The sequence below is a fragment of the Arsenicicoccus dermatophilus genome (assembly GCF_046267915.1).
GTDB lineage: Bacteria > Actinomycetota > Actinomycetes > Actinomycetales > Dermatophilaceae > Arsenicicoccus > Arsenicicoccus dermatophilus_A.
The window spans coordinates 2,792,864-2,814,221 of sequence record NZ_CP176520.1 but is presented as its reverse complement, the minus strand read 5'-3'; the positions used below and the strand labels follow the sequence as shown (position 1 = coordinate 2,814,221).

Here is a 21,358-nt window from a genome sequence, read left to right as displayed (position 1 = left end):
GCCTCCTGCTGGACGGGACGTCCGGGGGGAGCGGACACCGCCGGGCTGCCGGGTCCGGACCGGCCCGGCTACCCTGGTCCGACGTCGGGCGGGATCCGCCCGGCCCGGACCCCACCCCGAGGACATCGATGAGCGCGACGGCCTGGACGAGGGCGCAGGCGCAGCCCCGTTGGCAGCAGGTCCCGGAGGCGCGCTACATGCTCTGCGTCGCGCCCCTCGGGGCGATCGTGGTGGGGGCCTTCGACCTCGCCTCGTCCGGTGGGGTGACGTCCCACGGCATGATCGGCTTCGGCCTGGTGGTGCTGTTCTACCTGCTGCAGGTGGCGCTGACGCTGCGCTCGCCCGCCTGGGTGGAGACGTGGTGGTCCGCCGCCGTGGCGGTCTGCGCGACCCTGGCGACGGCCCTGTTCTCGATCTTCCTGGTGGCCCCCCGTCCGGGGGTGGCGTGGTTCTGGCTGGTGGGGATGGTGGGGATGCTGGCGGGATACCTGTGCCAGCCCCGTCGCGCCGCGGTCGTCTGGTGCCTGGTGACGGCCCTGTCGATCGTGCTGATGGGGCCGGTCGAGCGCCCCCTCGCCTCGTCCCTGGGCCTGGTGGCGTGTGCCGTCGTCGCCAACATGCTCCCGGCGACGGCGGCGTCGGTGGGGCTCGGCCGCATCCGGCGCCGAGAGCGGGCGGTGCTGCAGACCACCCGCCTCGACCCGGTCACCGAGGTGCTCAACCGCCGCGGTCTGGAGCACGAGCTGCGGGAGTGGAGCCTGGAGCCGGAGGCGCAGCAGACCGTCGCGGTCATCTCGATCACCCTCGACGGCTTCGAGGAGGCGGTGGCGGCCTGGGGCGGCGCGGCCTCGGACCAGGTGCTGGCCCGGGTCGGCGCCGGGCTGGGCAAGGCGCACCACCGCAGCCACCTGGTGAGCCGGTTCGTGGACCACGAGTTCGTCGTGGTCAGCGACGTGGAGCCCGACCTGCTCGTGCCGAGCCTGCTGCGGGCGGTGCGCATGGCGAGCCCGCAGCGCCCGGTCACCGCGAGCGCCGGTGTGGTCGCCGGGGTCCCGCTGGAGCTGTTGGTCTCCGGCCAGCTGGTCCCGCTGGTGGAGCGGGCCCGTCAGATGGTCACCCGGGCACAGGTGTCCGTCGACGCCGCGGCGACCGAGACCTTCGACCCGCAGGGCTACCAACCGATCGGTGTGCCTGCCCCGGTGGCGACGCCCCCACCGCCCGTCGAGCACGGTCGCCTGCCGTGGTCGTCGGCCGAGTGGCGGGTCCTCGGCTGGTGGCTGGCCGCGTCCGGTCTCCTGCTGAGCGCGCTGCCGCGGGCGGTCCCCTGGGACCTGCAGCACACGGTGATGGCGGCGATGGCCTGCCTGGTGCTGGCGGGCGGCGGGGTGTGGCTGGCCCAGCACCCCCGCCCGGACGTGCGGGTCGCCCAGGCCCTGGTGCTGCTCCTCGCCCCGACGAGCGTGGGCGTCGTCGCCGGTTCGGGCTCCACGGACGTCCGTGCGATGGCGATGCAGATCGTCGCCTTCCCGGTGCTGATGGCGGGGACGCTGCTGTCGCCGAGGTTCACCAGGACGATGGCGGCCCTGCTCCCGCTGCAGACCGCCGCTGCCGCGCTGATGGGCCCCGAGCCCGCGCCGTACGGTCTGTCCCTGGCGCTGGCCGCCGTCCTGCTCGCCGGTGTGGCGGCGATGCTCGCGGTGCACATCCGGCTGGAGAGCGGGGCGGCCCTGGCCACCCTGCACGCCCTGTCCCAGACCGATCCGACGACCGGCGTGCTGACCCGCGAGGGCCTGGCCCGCGACTACCTCGACCTGCCGCCGTCGAACCGCAGCGGCGTGCTCCTGGCCCGCGTGCTGCCCCGGGGCGAGGGGCCGACCCTGTCCCTGGAGAACGACCTGGTCCTCGTCGCGACGAGCCTGCACGAGCTGGCCCGTGGACGAGGCCTGGTCGGCCGGGTGAGCACCCGCGACCTGGCGATGGTGATCCCCACCGCCGACCGGCTGGCACTGCTGCGCCGCCGCCTCGACGCCGACCTGGAGGAGAACGCCCCCGACGTACGGGTCCTCGTCGGCATCGCCCACACCGACCACCACACCGAGTCCGGCCTGTGGGAGGCGCTGGCGGAGGCGGACCTGTCGGTGCGGCACCAGCTGACGGGCCGGCAGACCGACAGCCACCTGGTGCCGGCCGATCCCGTCGGGTGAGCGCCCGGCCACCCGCGGCCACCCCGGCACGACCGTGGTGCGCCCCGTGTGGCACGGTGGGGCCATGACGAGCCTGACCCGCACCGAGGCGCGCCAGCGCGCGGCCGCAGTGAGCAACCCCCGCCATACCGTCGAGCTGGACCTGGCGCAGGGGGCGCAGACCTTCGCCAGCCGGACGGTCCTGACTTTCGACGCGACGCCGGGTGCCGAGGTCTTCGTCGACCTCAAGGCCACCGAGCTGCACGAGGCGGTGCTCAACGGCACGCCCCTGGCCGTCGAGGCCTTCGCGGACGGACGGCTCCACCTGCCGCCGCTCGCCGAGCACAACGAGCTCGTGGTGCGCTCGACGATGAGCTTCAGCAAGGACGGGTCCGGTCTGCACCGCGCGGTCGACCCGGCCGACGGCGAGCACTATGTCTACGGCCACTCGTTCATGGACGCGGCGCCGCGGGTCTTCGCCTGCTTCGACCAGCCGGACCTCAAGGGGCCGTATACCTTCCACGTGACCGCGCCGAGCGACTGGGTGGTGATCGGCAACGGCGCCGCCATGCGCGAGGGCGACGTCTGGCACCTGGCCGAGACCCGGCCGATCGCGACCTACGTCGTGTCGATCTGCGCCGGCCCCTATGTCTCGGTCACCGACGAGCACGACGGGATCCCGCTGGGGCTCCATGCCCGCCGCTCCATCCAGGACCAGCTCGAGATCCATGCGCCGCAGATCCTCGAGGTCACCCGCCGCAGCTTCGACTACTTCCACGAGCTCTTCGGGATCCGTTATCCCTTCGGCAAGTACGACCAGGTGTGGGTGCCGGAGTTCAACGCCGGCGCGATGGAGAACCCGGGCTGCGTGGTCCTGCGCGACGAGTACCTCTTCCGCTCGGCGGTCACCCACGCCGAGCTCCTCGGCCGGGACAACACCGTCAGCCACGAGATGGCGCACATGTGGTTCGGCGACCTGGTCACCCTCGCCTGGTGGGACGACCTGTGGCTCAACGAGTCCTTCGCGGAGTACCTGGCCTCCCGCTGCGTCGTGGAGACCGGGCTCTACCCCGACGCCTGGGCCGACCAGGGGATCGTCCGCAAGGCCTGGGGGTATGCCGCGGAGCGCTCGCCGTCGACGCACCCGGTGGCGGGCAACGGCTCCGAGGACGCACTGGCCGCGCTGCAGAACTTCGACGGCATCTCCTACGCCAAGGGTTCGGCCGCGCTGCGCCAGCTGATCGCCCACATCGGCGACGAGGCCTTCGTCACGGGGGTGCGCGACTACCTCTCCCGGCACGCCTACGGCAACGCCGAGATGCACGACTTCTTCGCCGCGATGGAGCGCGCCCACGGGTCCTCCCTGCAGGACTGGACCACGGCCTGGCTGCGCACCGCCGGCCTGGACCAGGTGCGGGTGGACCTGGACCACGCCGAGGAGTCCGACGTCGTGGTCCGCGCCGAGCTGGTGCGCACGGCCCCCGAGGGCCACCCCGCGGACCGTTCGCACGCCCTGGACGTCGCGGGCTGGACCGACGGTGTGGAGGTGGTCCGCGCCCGCGCGACCCTGGACCAGGACCGCCGGGTCGTCCCCGAGCTGCTGGACCGGCCCCGGCCGGCCCTGGTGGTGCCCAACGCCTCCGACCTGACCTGGGCCAACGTCGCTCTCGACGCCGAGTCGCTGCGTCGCCTGCCCGAGCAGCTGCCGCAGCTGGGCGACCTCACGGCCCGGGTGGTGGTCTGGAACGCCCTCGTCGACGGCGTGGCCCTGGCCACCGTCGACCCGCGGCTGGCGGTCGACGTCTTCTGCGCCGCCTGGCCGCGTGAGACCGACGACTCGGTGCTGACGGCCGTGGGTGGCTGGCTGACGGGCACCGTGATCGGGGTGTACCTGCCGGCCGAGGAGCGCCCCGAGGCCCGCGAGCGGGTCGCGTCGGCCGCGTCCGAGGCGCTGGCGGCGGCCGAGCCCGGCTCCACGCGAGCGCTGGCGGCGGCCCGGGTGGTGGCGCGCACCTGCCGGGACGAGTCGCTGCTGCGCAGGTGGTATGCCGGTCAGGACCTGCCCGAGGGCCTGGCGGGTGACGCCGACTTCCGGTGGCTCGTCGCGACCACCCTCGCCGCCGACGACCGTCTCGACGTGGCCGAGCTGGACCAGGTCCGGGATCAGGACCGCACGGTCACGGGCACGCTCGCCTGGCTCGGCGCCCGCGCCGCCCGCCCGCTCGCGCAGGACAAGGCCTGGGCCTGGTCCGAGCTCACCGAGCAGCGCGGTCGCTCCAACCACGAGCTGAACGCCCTGGCCGGTCGCTTCTGGACCACGGGGGACGGCGCCGTGCTGCAGGAGTATGTCGGGCGCTACTTCACCGACATACCGGCCATGTGCGCCTGGGTCGGTGACGACGCGATGGCCCGGGTCGCCCGGCTCGCCTATCCGGTCCACGTGGCCGACCTGGGGACCCTGGACGCCTCGGAGCACACCCTGCGCGAGGCCGACCTCACGGCGGCCGTGCGCCGCGGCATGGTCGACCAGGAGACGATCCTGCGTCAGGTGCTCGCCTCCCGGCAGGCCTTCCCGGGCTGATCCCTGGTCCGACGCGCCCCGCCCGGTTCCCCGGGAGCCGGGCGGGGCGCGTCTGCGTCATGCTGGCCCCATGAGCGATCCGCTGCTGCGCTACCAGTGCCTCGTCATGGACGCCTGCGACCCCGCCACGATGGGCGAGTTCTGGTCCCACGCCACCGGTCTGGTGGCCGAGGAGCAGGACGGGCAGGTGGTGCTCCGCGACGACGCCCCCGCGGCCGAGCAGGATCCGGCCCGCCGGATCTGGCTGGAGCCGGTCTCCGAGTCGCGATCGGCCAAGAACCGCGTCCACCTGGATGTGCACACCCGGGATCTCGCGGACCTGGTGCGCGCCGGCGCGACCCCGGTCGAGGACCGAGGCTGGATGGTGCTGCGCGACCCCGAGGGCGGTGAGCTGTGCGCCTTCACCCGCACCGACGAGCGGGCGGACGGCTATCGCGTCTACGAGCTCGTCGTCGACTGCGCCGATCCCGAGGCCGAGGCCCGGTGGTGGGCCCGCCATCTCGGCGGCGAGCCCGGCCACGACCCGAAGCACCCGTGGTGGTGGCTCTGCCCGCCCGGGCTGCCCTTCGAGTCGGTGGTGTTCGTGCCCGTCCCCGAGCCCAAGGCCGGCAAGGACCGCGTTCACTGGGACCTGACGACCCGACCTGGCGCGACGCCGGCCGAGGCTGCCGCGGAGCTCGCGGGCGCCGGGGCGACCGTGCTGCGCGCCGGTGACGAGGCCCGGCCGTGGTGGGTGCTGGCCAGTCCTGAGGGCCACGAGTTCTGCGTGTTCGCCGGCCAGGGCACCTAGCCCTCGCCCGGATCGGGCCGTGCGGGCGCCTCGCGGTCCGGCCGCGGTCCGGCCGTGGCCCGGCCGTGGCCCGGCGCCTCACCCGCCCCACGCACGACGGCGTCCGACCACCCCGTGAGGTGCGCGGACGCCGTCGGCATACCGTCTCGGATCAGCGGTAGTTCGTGAACTGGACCGCGAAGTCCAGGTCCGCCTCCTTGACCAGCCGCTGCACGGCCTGCAGGTCGTCGCGGGACTTGGAGGTCACCCGCAGCTCGTCGCCCTGGATCTGCGCCTTGACGGACTTGGGGCCCTCGTCGCGGATCAGCTTGGCGATCTTCTTGGCGTTGTCCTGGGTGATGCCGTCGCGCATGGCGCCCTGGAGTCGGTACTCCTTGCCGGACGGCTTGGCCTCCTTGTCCTCGCCGAAGTCGAAGGACTTGAGGGAGACGCCGCGGCGCACCAGCTTGGTCTCGAAGACGTCGAGGACCGCCGCGCACCGCTCGGGGGTGTTGGCCTTGATCAGGACGTCGTCGCCGCTCCACTCGATGGAGGCGCCGACGCCCTTGAAGTCGTAGCGCTGCGCGACCTCCTTGGCCGCCTGGTTGAGGGCGTTGTCGACCTCCTGCTTGTCGACCTTGCTGACGATGTCGAACGAGCTGTCCGCCATGGCTCCTCCTCGGATCGGGATCGGTGGGTTGCGGGCCAGTCTGGCAAAGATCCAGCCGTATGACGCCCGCGGCGCCGGGTCGGTCGACCCCCGTGCGGGATCCGGGGTCGGGCCGGGCGCGGGCTCCCGGCAGCGGATTCGGCATACCTGCTCGTGGTTGCTATGCTTGCCGACGCACCTGGCGGGTTGCCCGAGCGGCCAATGGGAGCGGACTGTAAATCCGTCGCGAAAGCTACGAAGGTTCGAATCCTTCACCCGCCACCAGGAAGCAGGAAGGCCCCGGTCGTCACGACCGGGGCCTTCGCCATGTGCGGTGGTCCCGCCTCGTCCTCCCTCCCGGCTCGTCGTCGGAGGGTCGGAGGTGCTCCGCCGCCGGCGTGCCCGGCCGGGGAGCGGGTGGGCCGGAGCCCCCGGGCCTGGGCTCGAACCGCTCGGGTTCGGGCTGCCCAGGCCCGGGGGCTCACGCGAGGCCTATGCCGTCAGGACGGCGGCGCCGCGACCCGGGCTCACTGCCAGGAGGCCTTGAGGGTCGCACCGCTGTAGGCCGAGTACCCGCGTAGGGCGATGTGGTACGTCCCGGGCTTGGGCGCCCGGAAGCGGCACGTCGCGCTCTGACCGTCGAGGGTGGGGTGGCAGTCGTAGCTCGTGGTGGTGGGGGCCGACCCCTGCTTCACGTAGAGGTCCACGACACCGCGTCCGTTGGTGGCCGTGATGGTGAGCATGCTCGCACCCGCCGGCACCTCGACGGTGTAGGGCGTCCACGAGCCGCGGGCCCCGGACAGACCGGTGAGGGGGACGTCGTTCTGCAGGCCACCGGGGGCGCTGGTGGGGGTCGCGGTCGGCGGGGCCGTCGGGGTCGCCGTGGGGGTGCTCGTCGGCGTGGCGGTGGGTGCGGGGGTGGTAGGTGCGGGGGTGGTAGGTGCGGGGGTGGTGGGCGTGGCCGTGGGGGTGCTGGTCGGCGCCCCGGTCGGGACCGGCGCCGGGGTGGCGCCCGACGTCTTGGCCAGCTCGCCCAGGAAGGCCAGGCCCAGCTTGGCGAACTTCTCCGACGGCTGGGCGGTGTTGCCGAGCGTCTCGAGGTTGTCGCTGGTGGTGTGCAGCTTGGAGAACAGCTCGGACTCGGCGGGCATGGCCGAGGGGTAGCCCTGGCTGGTCCACGAGGCGTGGTCGGAGCAGCCGTAGCCGCACTTCATCTCGCCGCGAGTCAGCCCAGCCGGCTTGAGGTAGGTGTCGAACAGGTTCTTGACGAAGTTCGTCAGTGGCTCGTTGACGTTGTCCATCATCATGTCCATGTCCGGCCCGGACGCGGGGCGGTAGTTGGTCATGTCGAGCTGCAGGACGCCCACGACGTTCTTGCCGCTGGCCTTGAAGGACTTGGCGACGGCGGCGGACCCGCGCAGCCCGACCTCCTCGGCGGCGTAGCCGGCGAAGACGACCGTGCGCTTGGGCTTCCACCCGCTGGCGAGGGCGACCCGGGCGATCTCGGTGACGGTGGCGGTGCCGGAGGCGTCGTCGTCGGCGCCGGGAGCCTTCATGGCGTCCCCCTCGCCGGTGTCGCTGATCGAGTCGATGTGGCCGCCGATGACGACGATCTCGTCGGGCGTCTCGGAGCCCTTGACGGTCATGAGCACCGAGGGCTGGGTGGAGCAGTTGCTGCAGCCGGTGAACAGCTCGGTGGTGACGTCGGATCGGCCGTTGGCCAGGCCGGACCAGGTGTCCTTGATCCACTCCGCGGCCTGCTTGCCGTAGGTGCTGGCGTAGTAGCGGTTCGGGTAGGCCGTGGACAGGTGCTGGATGGTGTCCTTGATGCGCGTGTGGTCGACCTGTCCGAGCCAGGGGTTGACGGTGGCCTGGTTGTCGATGGTGTAGGTCGCGAAGGCCTGGGTCACGGTCTGGCGGGTCAGGTCGGAGGCGATGAAGGCCTCGGCCTCGGCGCGGGAGGAGAAGGCGCGGAACCCGGCGCAGCGGAAGCCCGGCTTCGGCTTGTGCAGCTCGGCGAGCCGGTCGGCGGAGAGGGTGGAGATGACCACGGGGGCGCCGGCCTTGTCGGTGGCGGTGCCCACCTTGGGGGCGACGCCGGCGAAGTCGCGGGCGTACTCCTGGGCGCCGGAGACGATCCACACGGTGGAGCGGTCGACGCCGCCCGGGGCCGCGGACGGCGTCGAGGTGGCCTGGTGCAGGCCGAGGGGGGAGGGGGTGTCCGCCGCGGCGGCGGAGCCGACGAGGCCGGTGACGGCGAGGGTGGCCAGGGTGATGGCGAGGGCAGGGCGCGTGGCGGTGCGGCTCACGATGCTCCTTCAGGGGGGGTGAGCGGCGACGACGGAGGAGGTCGCCGGAGGTGTTCAGGCTGGCAATCATCCATTCGGGTGATACCCGCGTCAAGGTCCTGGCGCGGTTCCCGACCTGCGGGATCGCCGGTAGTGGTGTTGGATGGTGGCCTCTTCGACCGGGAGCCTGCATGTCACCCGAGCCACCGCTCGCGGGGGTGCGAGTCGTGTCCCTCGCCGTCAACGTCCCCGGGCCCGTGGCTGCGGCGCGTCTGCTGCGGCTGGGTGCCGACGTGGTCAAGGTCGAGCCGCCCCGGGGAGATCCGCTGCTCGGCTATGCCCCGAGGTGGTATGCCGAGCTGCGCGCCGGCCAGCAGGTGCAGGCCCTGGACCTCAGGAGCGCGCCGGGAGCCGCGGACCTGGCCGCCCTCCTCGACGACGCCGACCTGCTGATCACGGCGCACCGCACGTCCTCGCTGGAGCGCCTGGGACTGGGCTGGGCGACGCTGCAGGCGCGGTGGCCCCGGCTCTGCCAGGTGGCGATCGTCGGGCACCCGGCCCCGGAGGACGACCTGGCCGGGCACGACCTGACCTACCAGGCGGTCGCGGGGACGCTCACCCCGCCCGCGATGCCCGCCGTCCTGGCGGCCGACCTCGCCGGGGCCGAGCGGGCGGTCTCCGAGGCACTGGCGGCGCTGCTGCTGCGGGACCGCACCGGGGGCGGCACCCGTCGGGAGGTGGCGCTCGCGGCGTGCGCCGGCGAGCTGGGTGCGCCCGCCCGGCACGGGCTCACCGCGCCCGGCTCGCTGCTCGGGGGTGGGCTGCCCGGCTACGCGGTCTATGCCGCGGCCGACGGGCACGTGGCCCTGGCCGCGCTGGAGCCGCACTTCTGGGAGCGGGCCCGGGAGCTCTTCGGGGCGGACGACCACGAGGGGCTGGCGCAGGTCCTCGCGACCCGCCCGGCGGGCGAGTGGGAGCGGCTGTGCGCGGAGCGCGACATACCGCTGGCGCAGGTGCGTCGCAACGCTCAGCCCGACCCGGGAAGGTCCGGGCCGGCCGTCTGACCTCGCGCCTGGCCCCGCGGATGGGTTAGATCGTGGGGTGACCCGTTTCCTGGACGACCTCGGCCACGTCGTGGCCCTGCCCCGAGCGCCGCGGCGGGTGGTCTCCCTGGTGCCCTCCCTCACCGAGGCGGTGGCCTGGAGCGCCCCCGAGACCCTGGTCGCCGCCACGGACTGGTGCAGCCACGTCGGGCCGGCCCAGGTCACCCGGATCGGCGGCACCAAGAACCCGCGCGTCGACGAGATCGTCGCCCTCGCGCCGGATCTGGTCATCGCCGAGGACGAGGAGAACCGCCCGGACGATCTCGCGGCCCTGCGCGCCGCCGGGGTGCCGGTCTGGACCACGCAGGTGCGGTCCGTGGCCGACGCGCTCCGCTCGATCGGTCGGCTCGTCGACGCGCTCGCCGTCGGTCGGGTCACCTGGCTGGACGACGCCCGCCGGGCGTGGGCGGCACCCCCGGCCGTCCGGTCGGGGTGCCGGCTGCGGGCGGTCGTGCCGGTCTGGCGCCGGCCGTGGATGGCCGTGGGCTCCCAGACGTATGCCGGTGACGTGCTGCGGCACCTGGGGGTGGACAACGTGCTGGCACGCCACCCCGACCGCTATCCCACGGTGGTCCTGCCCGACCTGCCGCCGGTCGACCTCGTGGTGCTGCCCGACGAGCCCTACCGGTTCACCGCGGCGGACGGGCCGGACGCCTTCCCGCGGGCGCGGTGCGCGCTCGTCGACGGCCGGGCGCTGACGTGGTACGGCCCCGCCATGATCGCGGCCCCCGAGCGCCTGGTCAGGCAGCTGCGACGGCCCCTCGACCCCCGCGAGGCGGGTGCGACGACGTCCGCCCAACCCCGACGAGGCGGGCTGCTGCGGGGGTCCTAGTGTGGGGTCATGGCGAGCCGACCCTTCGAGTTCGAGTCCGGCCCTGACGGTACGCGTCTGCGCGTCCGGGTCCGCGGCAACGACGTCCTGTCCCACCCCCTGACCAACCGCGGCACCGCGTTCACCCAGGCCGAGCGGGACGCCCTGCACCTCAACGGCCTGATGCCGAGCGGCGTGACGCCGCTGGAGAGCCAGGTCACCCGCGTCTACCAGCAGTACTCCCAGCAGAAGGACGCGCTGAGCAAGAACGTCTACCTCTCGGCGATGCGCGACCGCAACGAGGTGCTGTTCTACCGGCTGCTCGCCGAGCACCTGGAGGAGATGCTCCCGATCGTCTACACCCCCACGATCGGCGAGGCCATCCAGCGGTACTCGCACTGGTACAACCGGCCCCGCGGCGTCTTCCTGTCCATCGACGACCCCGAGGGCATCGAGAACGCCTTCCTCAACTACGGGCTGGACCCGGAGGACGTCGACCTCGTCGTCGCCACCGACTCCGAGGGCATCCTCGGCATCGGCGACCAGGGCGTCGGCGGCGTGCAGATCGCCGTCGGCAAGCTGTCGGTCTACACCGCCGCCGCCGGGATCCACCCCCGCCGCGCCATCCCCGTCGTCCTCGACGTGGGCACCGACAACCTCGCACTGCTCAACGACGACCTCTACCTCGGGGTCCGGCACGCCCGCGTCCGCGGCGAGCGCTACGACGCCTTCATCGAGAAGTTCGTCGAGGTCACGACCCGGCTCTACCCGCACGCCATGCTGCACTGGGAGGACTTCGGGGCGAGCAACGCCCACCGCATCCTGGAGCGCTACCGCGGTGAGATCTGCACCTTCAACGACGACGTCCAGGGCACCGCGGCCGTGGTGGCCGCGGCGGCGCTCGCGGGTGTCAAGGCCCTCGGCCAGCGGATGAGCGACCAGCGGATCGTCGTCCACGGGGCCGGCACCGCGGGGGTCGGCATCGCTGACCTGATGCGGGACATGATGATCCGCGAGGGGTTGTCGCCGGAGGCGGCCAACCAGCGGTTCTGGTGCCTCGGGTCGCGCGGGCTCATCACCACCGCCCTGGGAGACCGGGTCCGGGACTTCCAGCGGCCTTACGCCCGCACCGACAAGGACGTCAAGGGCTGGCGCCTGACCACGCCCGGCAGGATCGGTCTGGCCGACGTCGTGCGCGGCGTCCACCCGACGATCCTCATCGGTACCTCCGGGCAGCCGGGCGCCTTCAGCGAGGCGATCATCCGGGACATGGCGGCGCACACCCCGCACCCGATCGTCATGCCGCTGTCCAACCCCACGAGCCTGTCCGAGGCCACGCCCGCGCAGATCGTCGAGTGGACGCACGGCAAGGCCGCCATCGCGACCGGGTCGCCGTTCCCGCCGGTGGTCTACCACCACCGGACCTACCACGTCGCCCAGGCCAACAACGCCCTGGTCTTCCCGGGGCTGGGGCTGGGCGTGTCCGTCTGCCGTGCCACGCGGGTCAGCGACGGCATGATCGCCGCCGCCGCGGAGGCGATCGCCGGCATCAGCGCCATCACCCGCCCGGAGGAGCCCCTCCTGCCGTCGATCACCCAGCTGCGCTACGTCTCGGCGACGGTAGCCCTGGCCGTGGTCAAGGCCGCCCAGGAGGAGGGCCTGGCGACCGTCGAGATCGACAACCCGGTGCAGGCGGTCTACCAGCGCATGTGGCACCCGGTCTATCCCGAGCTCCAGGCCGTCTGACCTCGCTCGTCCGGAGGGGGCGGGCCTTGTGCTTATAGTGAGCACAAGGCCCGCCCCTTCGGCATACCGCTCCGGAGGAGACGGGCCCTGGCCGCCGCACCCCGGGCGCCGCGCACCCCCGCCATACCCTCGCCGTCGTCCGCCAGGAGCCTCGATGCCCGCCACCGCCACCTCGCCCGGCGCCTCCGACGAGGCCGCCGCCGGGCGGCACCTCACCCGCACCGAGCGGCTCGACCGGCTGCCCTTCACCAGCCGGCACCGGCGGCTGCTCGTCGGCTCCGGCGTCGGCTGGGCCCTGGACGCCATGGACGTCGGGCTCATCTCCTTCGTCCTGACGGCCCTCGCCAAGCAGTGGCACCTGAGCCCCACCGAGGTCTCCTGGGTCGCCTCGATCGGCTCGCTGGGCATGGCCGTCGGCGCCACCCTCGGCGGTCTGCTCGCCGATCGGATCGGCCGCCGACAGGTCTTTGCGCTCACGCTGCTGGTCTACGGACTGGCCACGGGCGCCTCGGCGCTCGCGGGCGGCGTGGCCGTGCTGATGGCGCTGCGGTTCCTCGTCGGGCTGGGCCTGGGGGCCGAGCTGCCCGTCGCGTCCACCCTAGTCTCGGAGTACTCCCCGGCGCACATCCGCGGCCGGGTGGTCGTCGGGCTCGAGTCCTTCTGGGCGCTGGGGTGGATCCTCGCCGCGCTCGTCGGCTACTTCGTCATCCCGGGGCGCCCGGACGGCTGGCGGTGGGCCATGGCCGTCGGCATCGTGCCGGCGCTCTATGCCCTCGTGGTGCGGGCGACCCTGCCGGAGTCGGTGCGCTTCCTGGAGTCCAAGGGCCGGTATGCCGAGGCCGAGCGGGCGGTGCGGGCCTTCGAGGAGCCGGCGGGGATCGCGGCCCCCGACCACGCCCCCGACGCCGCCACCCACGCGCCGGTGCCGGTGCGCGGCGCGGCCCCCGGCCTGTGGACCACGGACTACCGCCTGCGCACGGCCGCCCTGTGGGCGGTGTGGTTCTGCGTCAACTTCTCCTACTACGGCGCGTTCATCTGGCTGCCGTCGCTGCTGTTCGCGCAGGGCTTCGGCATGGTCAAGTCCTTCGAGTACACGCTGTGGATCACCCTCGCCCAGCTCCCGGGCTATGCCGTCTCCGCGTGGCTCATCGAGCGGTGGGGGCGGCGGGCGACGCTGACCACCTTCCTGGCCGGGTCGGCCTGCGCCGCCGGGGCCTTCGGCCTGGCGCACTCGGTGCCGATGATCATCGCGGCGGGGTGCGCGCTGTCGTTCTTCAACCTCGGCGCGTGGGGTGCGCTGTATGCCGTGACCCCCGAGGTCTACCCGACCGTGATGCGCGGCACCGGGTCGGGCGCGGCGGCGGGCTTCGGCCGGATCGCCTCGATCCTCGCGCCGCTGGCCGTGCCCCCGCTCAAGGCGGCGGGTGGCACCGGGCTGGTGTTCACGGTGTTCGCGGTGGCCTTCGTGATCGCGGCGGTCTCCGCGCTGGGGCTGCCCGAGCTCACCGGCCACGACCTCGACTGAGGGTGAATTCTATTGACGTGCAACGAATCCGGCGAGTTCTTCGGTTGACTTGGGCCGGGGGGAGGACACGATCACGTCATGGGCACAGCCACGACCGTGGTGGTGCAAGATCCTGAGTGGATACTCATGGCACGCCTCATGAAGGCTGGCGCGGCAGCGGCGGCACTGGTGATCGCAGGAGCGGGGATGGCGGTCGCCGCCACCAAGGGGACTATCACGCTCGATACCAAGGCAGCGCACTTCAAGGGAGCCTATAACTTCAAGCATCACGTCTCTGGCCCGCAGTACGCCACGGCGGTGTCGGGCAGGTTCACCAACACGGAGAACGACCATGCCTACCTGCAGGCGAGGAGCGATGGCTACGGTTATGTCTCGCTGGCTTCGCTCGATGCGAAGGGGACGACCAAGGTCAGCAAGATCATCGGGGCGGGCGACGTTCTCGTTGCCAAGGAACTCACCGTCAAGGCCTGCGAGTCCCACTGGGGCCCGGACGTTTGCCGCACGGGCGTCTACCAACGCTAGGGCTGAGGCTGGAGCCCCGGGAGGGGTCAGCAGACGTTGTGTGAACGCCGCCGCGCGGGCTGGACCCGCGCGGCGGTCGCGTGGCGGGGAGAGCGATGGATCAGGCGGTCGGGGTCGAGGACCTCTGGGTGGGATATGGGCAGGCTCCGGTGCTGCGCGGGATCTCGTTGGAGCTGTCGGCTCCCGGGTCCGTGGCGGTGGTGGGTCCGTCGGGCTCGGGCAAGACCACCTTGTTGTATGCCATGGCGGGGCTGGAGCGGCCCGACCGAGGGCGGGTCCGCCTCCTCGGGGTCGACACTGCGGCCGCCACGCCGGAGGCGCTCGCGGCGTTGCGCTTGGGCTCCGTGGGCTTCGTCGTCCAGCGAGCCGACCTGGTGCCCGAGCTGACCCTGGCCGAGAACGTCGAGCTGCCGCTGGAGCTGCTGCGGTGGGGTCGTCGGTCCCGGAGGCAGCGGGTGAATGAGCTGGTGGAGCGGCTCGGCCTGACGGAGTGCGCGGGTCGCCGACCCGCAGCGGTGTCCGGTGGTCAGGCGCAGCGGGCAGCGATCGGCCGCGCGGTGGCCACCGGCCCCCAGGTGATCTTCGCCGACGAACCGACCGGCGCCCTGGACTCGCGCAACGGGACAGCGGTGCTCGACCTGCTGCTGGAGGAGTCCCAGCGCTGTCAGGCTCTGCTGGTCATGGTGACCCATGACCCCGTCCAGGCCGGTCGCCTCGGTGGGGAGATCGCCCTGGTCGACGGCCAGGTGGTGGGCCGCGGTGCGTGACCTGGTGCTGGCAGCACGCCTGGTCAGGGGAGCCGGGCGTCGGGACCTGGCCGTGCTCGCCGCGACGGCTGGCGGCATCGCCGTGGCGGTGGCCTTCGTGCTGCTGGCCCCCCAGATCCCGTCGATCCTGACCGCGGAGCAGCGCACCACCCAGGCGCGAATCGCGGAGTCTCCGCTTGAGCCTCGGGCCGGCCGGGTCGGGCCGGTCCGCAGCGGGAGCATCGAGCTCCTGCAGGGGGAGCCCTATCAGCGTCTCGTCTACCGCGGAGTCACGGCGCAGGCACCTCGGCCACCGGGGGTGAGGCAGTGGCCGCAGCCGGGCCGGTCGATGGTCTCTCCCGGCCTGGCAGAGCGATTGGAGGGCGACCCCGCGCTGGCGACCCGCCTCGGGCTGGGGGTGGTCGTCCCGGAGCGCATCGGCGCCCCCGGACTCACCGACCCGGACGAGCTCTTGTCCTACACCGTCGTGCCGGGTCGGCCCTCACCGACGGGGATCGTCGGGTACGGGGCTGGTGGCCAGGGCCTGATGGCGACCCCGGCCACCATGATGGCGGCCGAGCTGGGGATCCTCGTCGGCGCTCCGACCCTGATGTTCCTCCAGCTGTGCCTGCGGGCGACGGCTCGGAGTCGCGAACGCCGGTATCGCTCGCTCGTCGTCCTGGGGGTCTCGGCGCGGCGGTGCGGGCGGCTCTACGCCGCCGAGATCACGCTGCTCGGCGTGATCGGGACCGTGTCGGGGGCCGTGGTGTATGCCGCGACGCATGCAGCGCTGGCCGGATCGGGTCTCGTCGGGGTGCGCTGGTGGGGGGAGCACAGCGCGCCGGGACTCGGGGCCGCCGTGGTCTTCGTCGTCGTCGCCGCAGGGGTCCTGCTGGCGATCCGGCTGCTCGCACGGGTCACCATGTCCGGGGTGCTCTCCTCCTCCGTGCGGCGGCGGGGTCGTCCCCGCTGGCAGCAGCGGCTCGGCTGCTGGGCGACGCGTGCTGCGCTCGTCATGTCCCTCGTGGCGGTGGGCTTTCTCGGGATCATCTGCCTGACGGCAGGGTCCCGCCCCGTGTCCCCCACCGGGAGCCCGCTCTACTCCAAGACGCTGCTCGCCGTCGGACTCCTCGCGGTCAGCGCCCCGGCCACCGTGACCTGGCTGGCCCGACGGGTCTGCGAGGCAGCGCACCGAAGCCGGCTGCTGCTCCTTCGCCACGGGGCCCGTGCTGCCTCCTACCACTGGCCCACGGTGTCCCGTCTCGTCACAGTCATGGTGGTGACCGTCCTGACCTGCGCCATGTGCGGCACCTTCCTGGTGTGGGTGCGGGTGGTCACCGAGCAAGGTCGGCCGACGGTGGCCGTTGAGGTGCCCCTGGAGTCTGTCGCCGCGGACCGGCGAGCGGTCCTGCGGTCCGTGGTGCGCGGGGACGCGGCGGTCACCTACGCAGTGGACGGGCCACGGGACAGCTTTTTCACGGTGGAGCTCACGGGTGGCACCCGCGCCGGCCGACCGTGCAGCGGCGGTCCCTGCCGGGGGCCGTTGCCGGCGGGCATCCGCTCGCTGTCGATCCCCCTCACAGGCCACCGGGTGCACTCGCTGACGCTGCTGTCGATCCCGGTCGACCCGGAGCTGCCTGAGGGGGAGGTGAGGCTGCCACTCGAGGAGAACGGCTGGGCCTGGCAGCTGGAGCAGGGAACGGTGATCCAGGAGATCCCGACCGGGAGCGCCGAGTACGACCGCCGGACCCAGGACATCCACCAGGCACTACCCGAGGCGGAGCTGCGTGCCTGGGGCGGACAGTCGGCCTATGCGCTGGCCCGCGAGCAGGCCATGATCCTCAACCTCGGTGTCATGGCGGCTGCGGTGCTGTGCTTCCTGTCCTTCGTGCTCGTCCTGGACCGGATCCAGGAGTCTGCTCGTGCCTCCACCAACAGCCTGGTGGCGCTGGGGACCTCGACGTCCTTCCTGCGCGGGCGCCGGACGGCGATGGCCCTGCTGCCGATCGGGGTCGGCGGTGTGGGTGGGGTGCTGGCGGCCACGTTGTCGTCGTGGGCCGTGCTGTCGATGTACGGCCCTGACCAGATCGCCGCGCGGTCCCTGTGGTGGGCGCTCGCCCCCGCCGCGGGCGCGGTGGCTCTCGTCTGCGGGTGGGCGTGGCTCCGAGGGAGCCACCGCTTCGAGCGGCAGCTGCTCGGCTCCGACTGACCTACCGCCGGTAGTCGGATCCGCCTGCTCACGTTCCCCAGGCGGATCCGACGACCGCCGGTAGGTCTAGAGCGGGACGCCGATCTGGCGCCGCACCTCGTCGAGCAGCTCCATCACGGCGACCGACTCGTCCAGGGGGAGGAGCGGCGACTCGCGCCGACCCTCCGCGACCAGCGTCGCCAGGTGGGCGGCCTCGTGGCACAGGCCGAGGTGCCCGCGGATCGTCGGCTCCGGACCCTCGACCACCTCGCCCGTGCGCGACACCAGCCGCACCCGCCCGGGCTGGTAGAACTCGCCCGCCAGCTCGACCCGCGCCAGCGACCCCGAGACCGAGGCGGTGGTCGGCGTCCTGGCCGCCAGCGTGGTCGTCAGCACCGCGTGGGCCGACGGTGCCCGGTCGAAGCCGCCGAGGATCATCGACGCCTGCCGCTCCACCCCGGTGAACGCCGTCGTGCCCGCCGCGAGCACCTGCCCCGGCAACCCGAGCACGTCCACCGCGAAGGCCACGGGGTAGATCCCCAGGTCGAGCAGCGACCCGCCCGCCAGCTCCGGGGCGAACAGCCGCGACGTGCGGTCCGGCGCGAACCACTGCCCGTGGTCGGCCTGCACCGTCTCGATCTCGCCGAGCGCGCCGGAGCGGACGAGCTGCCGGACGACGTCGGACTGCGGCAGGAAGCGGGTCCACATCGCCTCCAGGCAGGTCACGTCCGCGGCCCGGGCGGCGGCCACCACCTCGCGAGCCTCGGCCGCGGTGCGCGTGAAGGCCTTCTCCACCAGCACGTGCCGCCCCGCCCCGATGGCGAGCAGCGCGTGGTCGCGGTGCTCGCTGTGCGGCGTCGCGACATACACCGCATCCACCTCGTCGTCCGCCACCAGCGCCTCGTAGCCGCCGTGGGCACGCGCCCCGCCCACCTCCGCGGCATACGCCTGGGCCCGCTCCATCGAGCGCGACCCGACCGCGACGATCCGGCTGCGGGTCCAGCGGTGCAGCCCCTCGGCGAAGGCCCGGGCGATGCCGCCCGGTCCGATCACGCCCCACCGCAGCGGGGGAGCCTCGGCAGGGTCGGGCACGCGGCTGGGGGGCAGGGTGAGGGGCAGGTCGCTCATGGTCACGAGCCTAGGATGACCGGGTGGCCGAGACCTATCGCACCATCGCCGCGCCGGTCGACGCCGAGGTCGAGGCGAAGCGGTCGCGGTTCCTCGCCCGGCTGGAGCCGGTCGCGACGGAGGACGCCGCCCGCGAGGTCGTCGAGCGGGCCCGCAAGCAGCACTGGGACGCCCGGCACCACTGCTCGGCCTTCGTCCTCGGCCCGGACGCGACGACCGAGCGTTCCTCCGACGACGGCGAACCCGCCGGCACCGCGGGCGCGCCCATGCTGGAGGTGCTGCGCGGCCGCGAGCTCACCGATGTGGTGTGCGTGGTCACGCGGTGGTTCGGCGGGACGCTGCTGGGGACCGGCGGCCTGATCCGGGCGTATGGCGACGCGGTGCGCGCCGCGTGCGAGTCCGCGCGGGTGGTCGAGCGGCGGCTGCTGCTGCGGTGCACGCTTGCCGTGGGTCATGCCGAGGCCGGGCGGGTGGAGTCGACCTTGCGCGCCCGCGGGGTCCACGTCGACGGGGTGGACTACGCCTCGGCGGCGACCTTGCGGCTGGACGTGGCGCCGGGGGAGCGGGCGGCGCTCGCGCAGCTGGTCGCCGAGCTCACCTCGGGCACCGGCGTGCTCGTGGACGGCCCGGTGCACTGGACCTAGGTCAGCCGGTCACATCGCGCCCGCGCCCCGGCCGCGCGTGCCCGCGTCCGCAGCCACCGCGCCAGCAGCGGGGCCAGCGCCAGGATCGCGAGCAGCCGTGCCAGCTGCACGGCGAAGACGTACGTCGGTTCGGCGCCGGTGCTGGTCGCGGTGGCCAGCACGGCGAAGAGCCCGCCCGGCGTGGTCGCCAGATAGCTCGTCAGCGGGTCGACGCCGGTCGCCCGTGAGAGCACCCCGCCGAGCAGCCCGCACCCGAGCATCACGACGACGATCAGCGCGAGCCCGGTCGGCAGGAGCCGCCGGATGGCGCCGAGGCTGTCCCGGTCGAGCTTGAGCCCCACCTGCAGCCCGATGACCAGCATCGCCAGGCCGGCGAGCGGCGCCGGCGAGGCGGTCGGTCCGAGACCGCCCCACAGCGCGAGCCCGCCCGCGACGGACAGGGGCCCGACCAGCGTAAACGTCGAGACCGGGATCGCCCGGGCCAGCACCAGCCCGACCACTACCGACACCGCCACCATCACCAGGCTGGGGCCGAGGGGCGCGGCGGCCGTCGTCCGGGCCACCGCGCGCCCGGCGGGGTGGAAGGCCAGCCCCACCACGACGGGCAGCGACACGAGCACCAGCAGCACCCGCAGGTACTGCAGCACCGACACCACGCGCGCGTCCGCCCCGAGCTCGTCGGCGACGCCGGTGATCCCGGACGCCCCGCCCGCGATCATGGCGAACACCCCGGTCGCCTCCGACACCCGGTGCACCCGCGCCAGGACGACCCCGGAGGCGAGGCTGAGCGCCAGGGTCACCACGACCACCGCCACCACCGAGGGCCAGTCGGCGGCGACCTGTTGCAGCGCCGCCGCGGTGACGGTCTCGCCGATGGTGACCCCGATCAGCGCCTGGGACACCAGGATCCACCATCGTGGCAGTGGGGGCGCCGCCCCTGCGGCCAGGGCGAGCACCGCACCGCCGACCAGCCCGGCGAACAGCGACGGCGAGGGCAGGTGCAGCACCGTGAGCACGACCTGCACCGCGAGCCCAGCGGCGACGGCGGCGGCCAGGGTGCGCGGGCGCTGCGGCATCAGGAGGGGCACCTCCGCAGCCTAGGCGCCCCACGTCCCGGGATCGGGCGGGCTGCTGAACGCCGTTCAGGTAGGCTGGTCGACCGCCATACCCGCTCGTCGACCGAGGTCTCGATGTCCCCCGCCAGCACGACCGCACCCCCCGCCCGCAGCCGCCGTATGACGGCCCGTGACCTCGCCCTGGTCGCCGCCTTCTGCGCGCTGGTGGTGGCGCTCGTGCCGGTCAAGGTTCCCGTCGGCGGGGCCGCCCCGATCGTCCTGCAGAACCTCGGCATCATGCTCGCCGGCGCCGTCCTCGGGGCCCGGCGCGGCTTCCTCGCGGTGCTGCTCTTCCTGGTGCTGGCGCTCGCGGGGCTCCCGGTGCTCGGCTCGGGCGCCCGCGGGCTCGCGATCCTCACCGGCCCCACCGTCGGATTCGCGCTGAGCTATCCGCTGGTGGCGCTGGTGACGGGCTGGCTCGTCGAGCGCGGCCCGCGACCTGTGCGTCCCTGGCAGGCGATCGTCGCCGCGCTGGTCGGGGGGATCCTCGTGTCCTACGCCTTCGGGATCCCCGGGATGGCCTGGCGCTCGGCCACGCTCGACCTCGCGGGGGCCGCGGCCTTCGCGCTGACCTTCCTGCCCGGCGACCTGGTCAAGGCCGTGGTCGCCGGCGTCGTGGCCGCGGCGGTCCACAAGGCCGTCCCTGACCTGCTCCCGGCCCGCCGCCGCTGACGTGCCCACCATCCGCCTGGAGGGCGTGGGCCACGCCTACGGCGAGCGCCGCGTCCTGGACCGCGTCGACCTGACGCTCACCGAGCCGCGCGTCGGGCTGGTCGGCGCCAACGGGTCCGGCAAGTCCACGCTGGCGCGGATGCTCAACGGGCTGGTCACCCCCACCGAGGGCCGGGTCCTGGTCGACGGGCTCGATCCCGCGCGCGAGGGTGCCGCGGTGCGCCGCAAGGTCGGGTTCGTCTTCCCTGATCCGGAGGCGCAGATCGTCATGCCGACGGTGCGCGAGGACGTGGAGCTCTCGCTGCGGCGCCGCCCCGACCTCACCGACACCGACAAGCGGCGCCTGGTGGCCGAGGTCCTGGCGCGCTACTCCCTCGCCGACCACGCGGACCACCCCGCGCACCAGCTGTCCTCGGGGCAGAAGCAGCTTCTCGCGCTCGCCGCGGTCCTGGTCACCCGCCCCGAGGTGCTGGTCTGCGACGAGCCGACGACCCTGCTCGACCTGCGCCACTCCCGCCAGGTCGCTCAGGTCCTCGCCGCCCTCGACCAGCAGGTCGTCCTGGTGACCCACCACCTGTGGCTGCTCGACGGCTGGGAGCGCGTCATCTGCATCGACGAGGGGCGCGTCGCGGCCGACGGCCCGGCGGCCGAGGTCCTGTCGTTCTACCAGCGGCTCATGGGGGCCTGA

The 21,358-nt window shown here is 73.5% G+C and carries 17 protein-coding genes and 1 tRNA gene; 14 read left to right on the top strand and 4 right to left on the bottom strand.

Going from position 1 to position 21,358, the window contains the following annotated elements:
- The first annotated feature begins 128 nt into the window (after positions 1 to 128).
- The 3 genes from ACK2IS_RS13325 (at position 129) to ACK2IS_RS13315 (ending at position 5,554) form a co-directional block, all read left to right on the top strand.
- The gene (locus ACK2IS_RS13325) at positions 129 to 2,204 is read left to right on the top strand and encodes a diguanylate cyclase domain-containing protein (protein ID WP_409483782.1); all 2,076 of its coding nucleotides are present in this window, start codon (positions 129 to 131) and stop codon (positions 2,202 to 2,204) included.
- 64 nt (positions 2,205 to 2,268) lie between these two features.
- Positions 2,269 to 4,764, top strand: coding sequence for an aminopeptidase N (pepN, locus tag ACK2IS_RS13320; protein WP_409483781.1), 2,496 nt, complete (start codon positions 2,269 to 2,271; stop codon positions 4,762 to 4,764).
- Positions 4,765 to 4,834: 70 nt separating this feature from the next.
- Entirely contained in the window at positions 4,835 to 5,554 is a 720-nt protein-coding gene (locus ACK2IS_RS13315; protein ID WP_409483780.1) for a VOC family protein, read from the top strand.
- A gap of 151 nt (positions 5,555 to 5,705) precedes the next feature.
- Here the strand turns inward: ACK2IS_RS13315 and ACK2IS_RS13310 are convergent, their stop codons facing one another.
- Positions 5,706 to 6,203 carry a YajQ family cyclic di-GMP-binding protein gene (locus ACK2IS_RS13310; RefSeq protein ID WP_409483779.1) on the bottom strand — a complete coding sequence of 166 codons (498 nt, stop codon included), beginning with the start codon at positions 6,201 to 6,203 and terminating at the stop codon, positions 5,706 to 5,708.
- A 180-nt stretch (positions 6,204 to 6,383) separates the two neighbouring features.
- Between ACK2IS_RS13310 and ACK2IS_RS13305 the strand changes: the two genes are divergently transcribed.
- Positions 6,384 to 6,467 (top strand) — tRNA-Tyr (locus tag ACK2IS_RS13305).
- 242 nt (positions 6,468 to 6,709) lie between these two features.
- On the opposite strand, the gene ACK2IS_RS13300 is transcribed toward ACK2IS_RS13305, so the two are convergent.
- On the bottom strand, positions 6,710 to 8,491 hold the full coding sequence (locus tag ACK2IS_RS13300; RefSeq protein ID WP_409483778.1) for a M20/M25/M40 family metallo-hydrolase: 1,782 nt from the start codon (positions 8,489 to 8,491) through the stop codon (positions 6,710 to 6,712).
- A 170-nt stretch (positions 8,492 to 8,661) separates the two neighbouring features.
- Here ACK2IS_RS13300 and ACK2IS_RS13295 point away from each other — a divergent pair, with 170 nt between their 5' ends.
- From ACK2IS_RS13295 to ACK2IS_RS13265, 7 genes are all read left to right on the top strand, one after another.
- Positions 8,662 to 9,534 carry a CoA transferase gene (locus tag ACK2IS_RS13295; RefSeq protein ID WP_409483777.1) on the top strand — a complete coding sequence of 291 codons (873 nt, stop codon included), beginning with the start codon at positions 8,662 to 8,664 and terminating at the stop codon, positions 9,532 to 9,534.
- A 37-nt stretch (positions 9,535 to 9,571) separates the two neighbouring features.
- Positions 9,572 to 10,405, top strand: coding sequence for a helical backbone metal receptor (locus ACK2IS_RS13290; protein WP_409483776.1), 834 nt, complete (start codon positions 9,572 to 9,574; stop codon positions 10,403 to 10,405).
- A gap of 9 nt (positions 10,406 to 10,414) precedes the next feature.
- On the top strand, positions 10,415 to 12,130 hold the full coding sequence (locus ACK2IS_RS13285; protein ID WP_409483775.1) for an NAD-dependent malic enzyme: 1,716 nt from the start codon (positions 10,415 to 10,417) through the stop codon (positions 12,128 to 12,130).
- Between the two features lie 154 nt (positions 12,131 to 12,284).
- The gene (locus tag ACK2IS_RS13280) at positions 12,285 to 13,655 is read left to right on the top strand and encodes an MFS transporter (RefSeq protein WP_409483774.1); all 1,371 of its coding nucleotides are present in this window, start codon (positions 12,285 to 12,287) and stop codon (positions 13,653 to 13,655) included.
- Positions 13,656 to 13,733: 78 nt separating this feature from the next.
- Positions 13,734 to 14,177, top strand: coding sequence for a hypothetical protein (locus tag ACK2IS_RS13275; RefSeq protein WP_409483773.1), 444 nt, complete (start codon positions 13,734 to 13,736; stop codon positions 14,175 to 14,177).
- Positions 14,178 to 14,272: 95 nt separating this feature from the next.
- Complete coding sequence (locus ACK2IS_RS13270; protein WP_409483772.1) at positions 14,273 to 14,944, top strand: ABC transporter ATP-binding protein; 672 nt, start codon at positions 14,273 to 14,275, stop codon at positions 14,942 to 14,944.
- Positions 14,937 to 17,132: a hypothetical protein gene (locus tag ACK2IS_RS13265; RefSeq protein WP_409483771.1), complete on the top strand. Its 2,196-nt coding sequence runs from the start codon at positions 14,937 to 14,939 to the stop codon at positions 17,130 to 17,132. The genes ACK2IS_RS13270 and ACK2IS_RS13265 overlap by 8 nt, the downstream gene beginning before the upstream one ends.
- A gap of 66 nt (positions 17,133 to 17,198) precedes the next feature.
- Here ACK2IS_RS13265 and ACK2IS_RS13260 read toward each other — a convergent pair whose 3' ends face one another.
- The gene (locus tag ACK2IS_RS13260; protein WP_409483770.1) at positions 17,199 to 18,239 is read right to left on the bottom strand and encodes a Gfo/Idh/MocA family protein; all 1,041 of its coding nucleotides are present in this window, start codon (positions 18,237 to 18,239) and stop codon (positions 17,199 to 17,201) included.
- A gap of 23 nt (positions 18,240 to 18,262) precedes the next feature.
- On the opposite strand from ACK2IS_RS13260, the gene ACK2IS_RS13255 reads away from it, so the two are divergent.
- Complete coding sequence (locus ACK2IS_RS13255; RefSeq protein ID WP_409483769.1) at positions 18,263 to 18,883, top strand: YigZ family protein; 621 nt, start codon at positions 18,263 to 18,265, stop codon at positions 18,881 to 18,883.
- Here ACK2IS_RS13255 and ACK2IS_RS13250 read toward each other — a convergent pair.
- On the bottom strand, positions 18,880 to 19,971 hold the full coding sequence (locus ACK2IS_RS13250; RefSeq protein WP_409483768.1) for an AbrB family transcriptional regulator: 1,092 nt from the start codon (positions 19,969 to 19,971) through the stop codon (positions 18,880 to 18,882). The two genes, ACK2IS_RS13255 and ACK2IS_RS13250, sit on opposite strands and share 4 nt — an antisense overlap.
- Positions 19,972 to 20,073: 102 nt before the next feature.
- On the opposite strand from ACK2IS_RS13250, the gene ACK2IS_RS13245 reads away from it, so the two are divergent.
- Entirely contained in the window at positions 20,074 to 20,670 is a 597-nt protein-coding gene (locus tag ACK2IS_RS13245) for a biotin transporter BioY (protein ID WP_409483767.1), read from the top strand.
- A 1-nt stretch (position 20,671) separates the two neighbouring features.
- On the top strand, positions 20,672 to 21,358 hold the full coding sequence (locus tag ACK2IS_RS13240) for an energy-coupling factor ABC transporter ATP-binding protein (RefSeq protein ID WP_409483766.1): 687 nt from the start codon (positions 20,672 to 20,674) through the stop codon (positions 21,356 to 21,358).

What these genes read in the sequence shown, in the direction of transcription:
- ACK2IS_RS13325 (WP_409483782.1), top strand. Translation starts at nt 129, where the DNA reads ATGAGCGCGACGGCCTGGACGAGGGCGCAGGCGCAGCCCCGTTGGCAG.
- pepN (WP_409483781.1), top strand. Translation starts at nt 2,269, where the DNA reads ATGACGAGCCTGACCCGCACCGAGGCGCGCCAGCGCGCGGCCGCAGTG.
- ACK2IS_RS13315 (WP_409483780.1), top strand. Translation starts at nt 4,835, where the DNA reads ATGAGCGATCCGCTGCTGCGCTACCAGTGCCTCGTCATGGACGCCTGC.
- ACK2IS_RS13310 (WP_409483779.1), bottom strand. Translation starts at nt 6,203, where the DNA reads ATGGCGGACAGCTCGTTCGACATCGTCAGCAAGGTCGACAAGCAGGAG.
- ACK2IS_RS13295 (WP_409483777.1), top strand. Translation starts at nt 8,662, where the DNA reads ATGTCACCCGAGCCACCGCTCGCGGGGGTGCGAGTCGTGTCCCTCGCC.
- ACK2IS_RS13285 (WP_409483775.1), top strand. Translation starts at nt 10,415, where the DNA reads ATGGCGAGCCGACCCTTCGAGTTCGAGTCCGGCCCTGACGGTACGCGT.
- ACK2IS_RS13280 (WP_409483774.1), top strand. Translation starts at nt 12,285, where the DNA reads ATGCCCGCCACCGCCACCTCGCCCGGCGCCTCCGACGAGGCCGCCGCC.
- ACK2IS_RS13275 (WP_409483773.1), top strand. Translation starts at nt 13,734, where the DNA reads ATGGGCACAGCCACGACCGTGGTGGTGCAAGATCCTGAGTGGATACTC.
- ACK2IS_RS13270 (WP_409483772.1), top strand. Translation starts at nt 14,273, where the DNA reads ATGGATCAGGCGGTCGGGGTCGAGGACCTCTGGGTGGGATATGGGCAG.
- ACK2IS_RS13260 (WP_409483770.1), bottom strand. Translation starts at nt 18,239, where the DNA reads ATGAGCGACCTGCCCCTCACCCTGCCCCCCAGCCGCGTGCCCGACCCT.
- ACK2IS_RS13245 (WP_409483767.1), top strand. Translation starts at nt 20,074, where the DNA reads ATGTCCCCCGCCAGCACGACCGCACCCCCCGCCCGCAGCCGCCGTATG.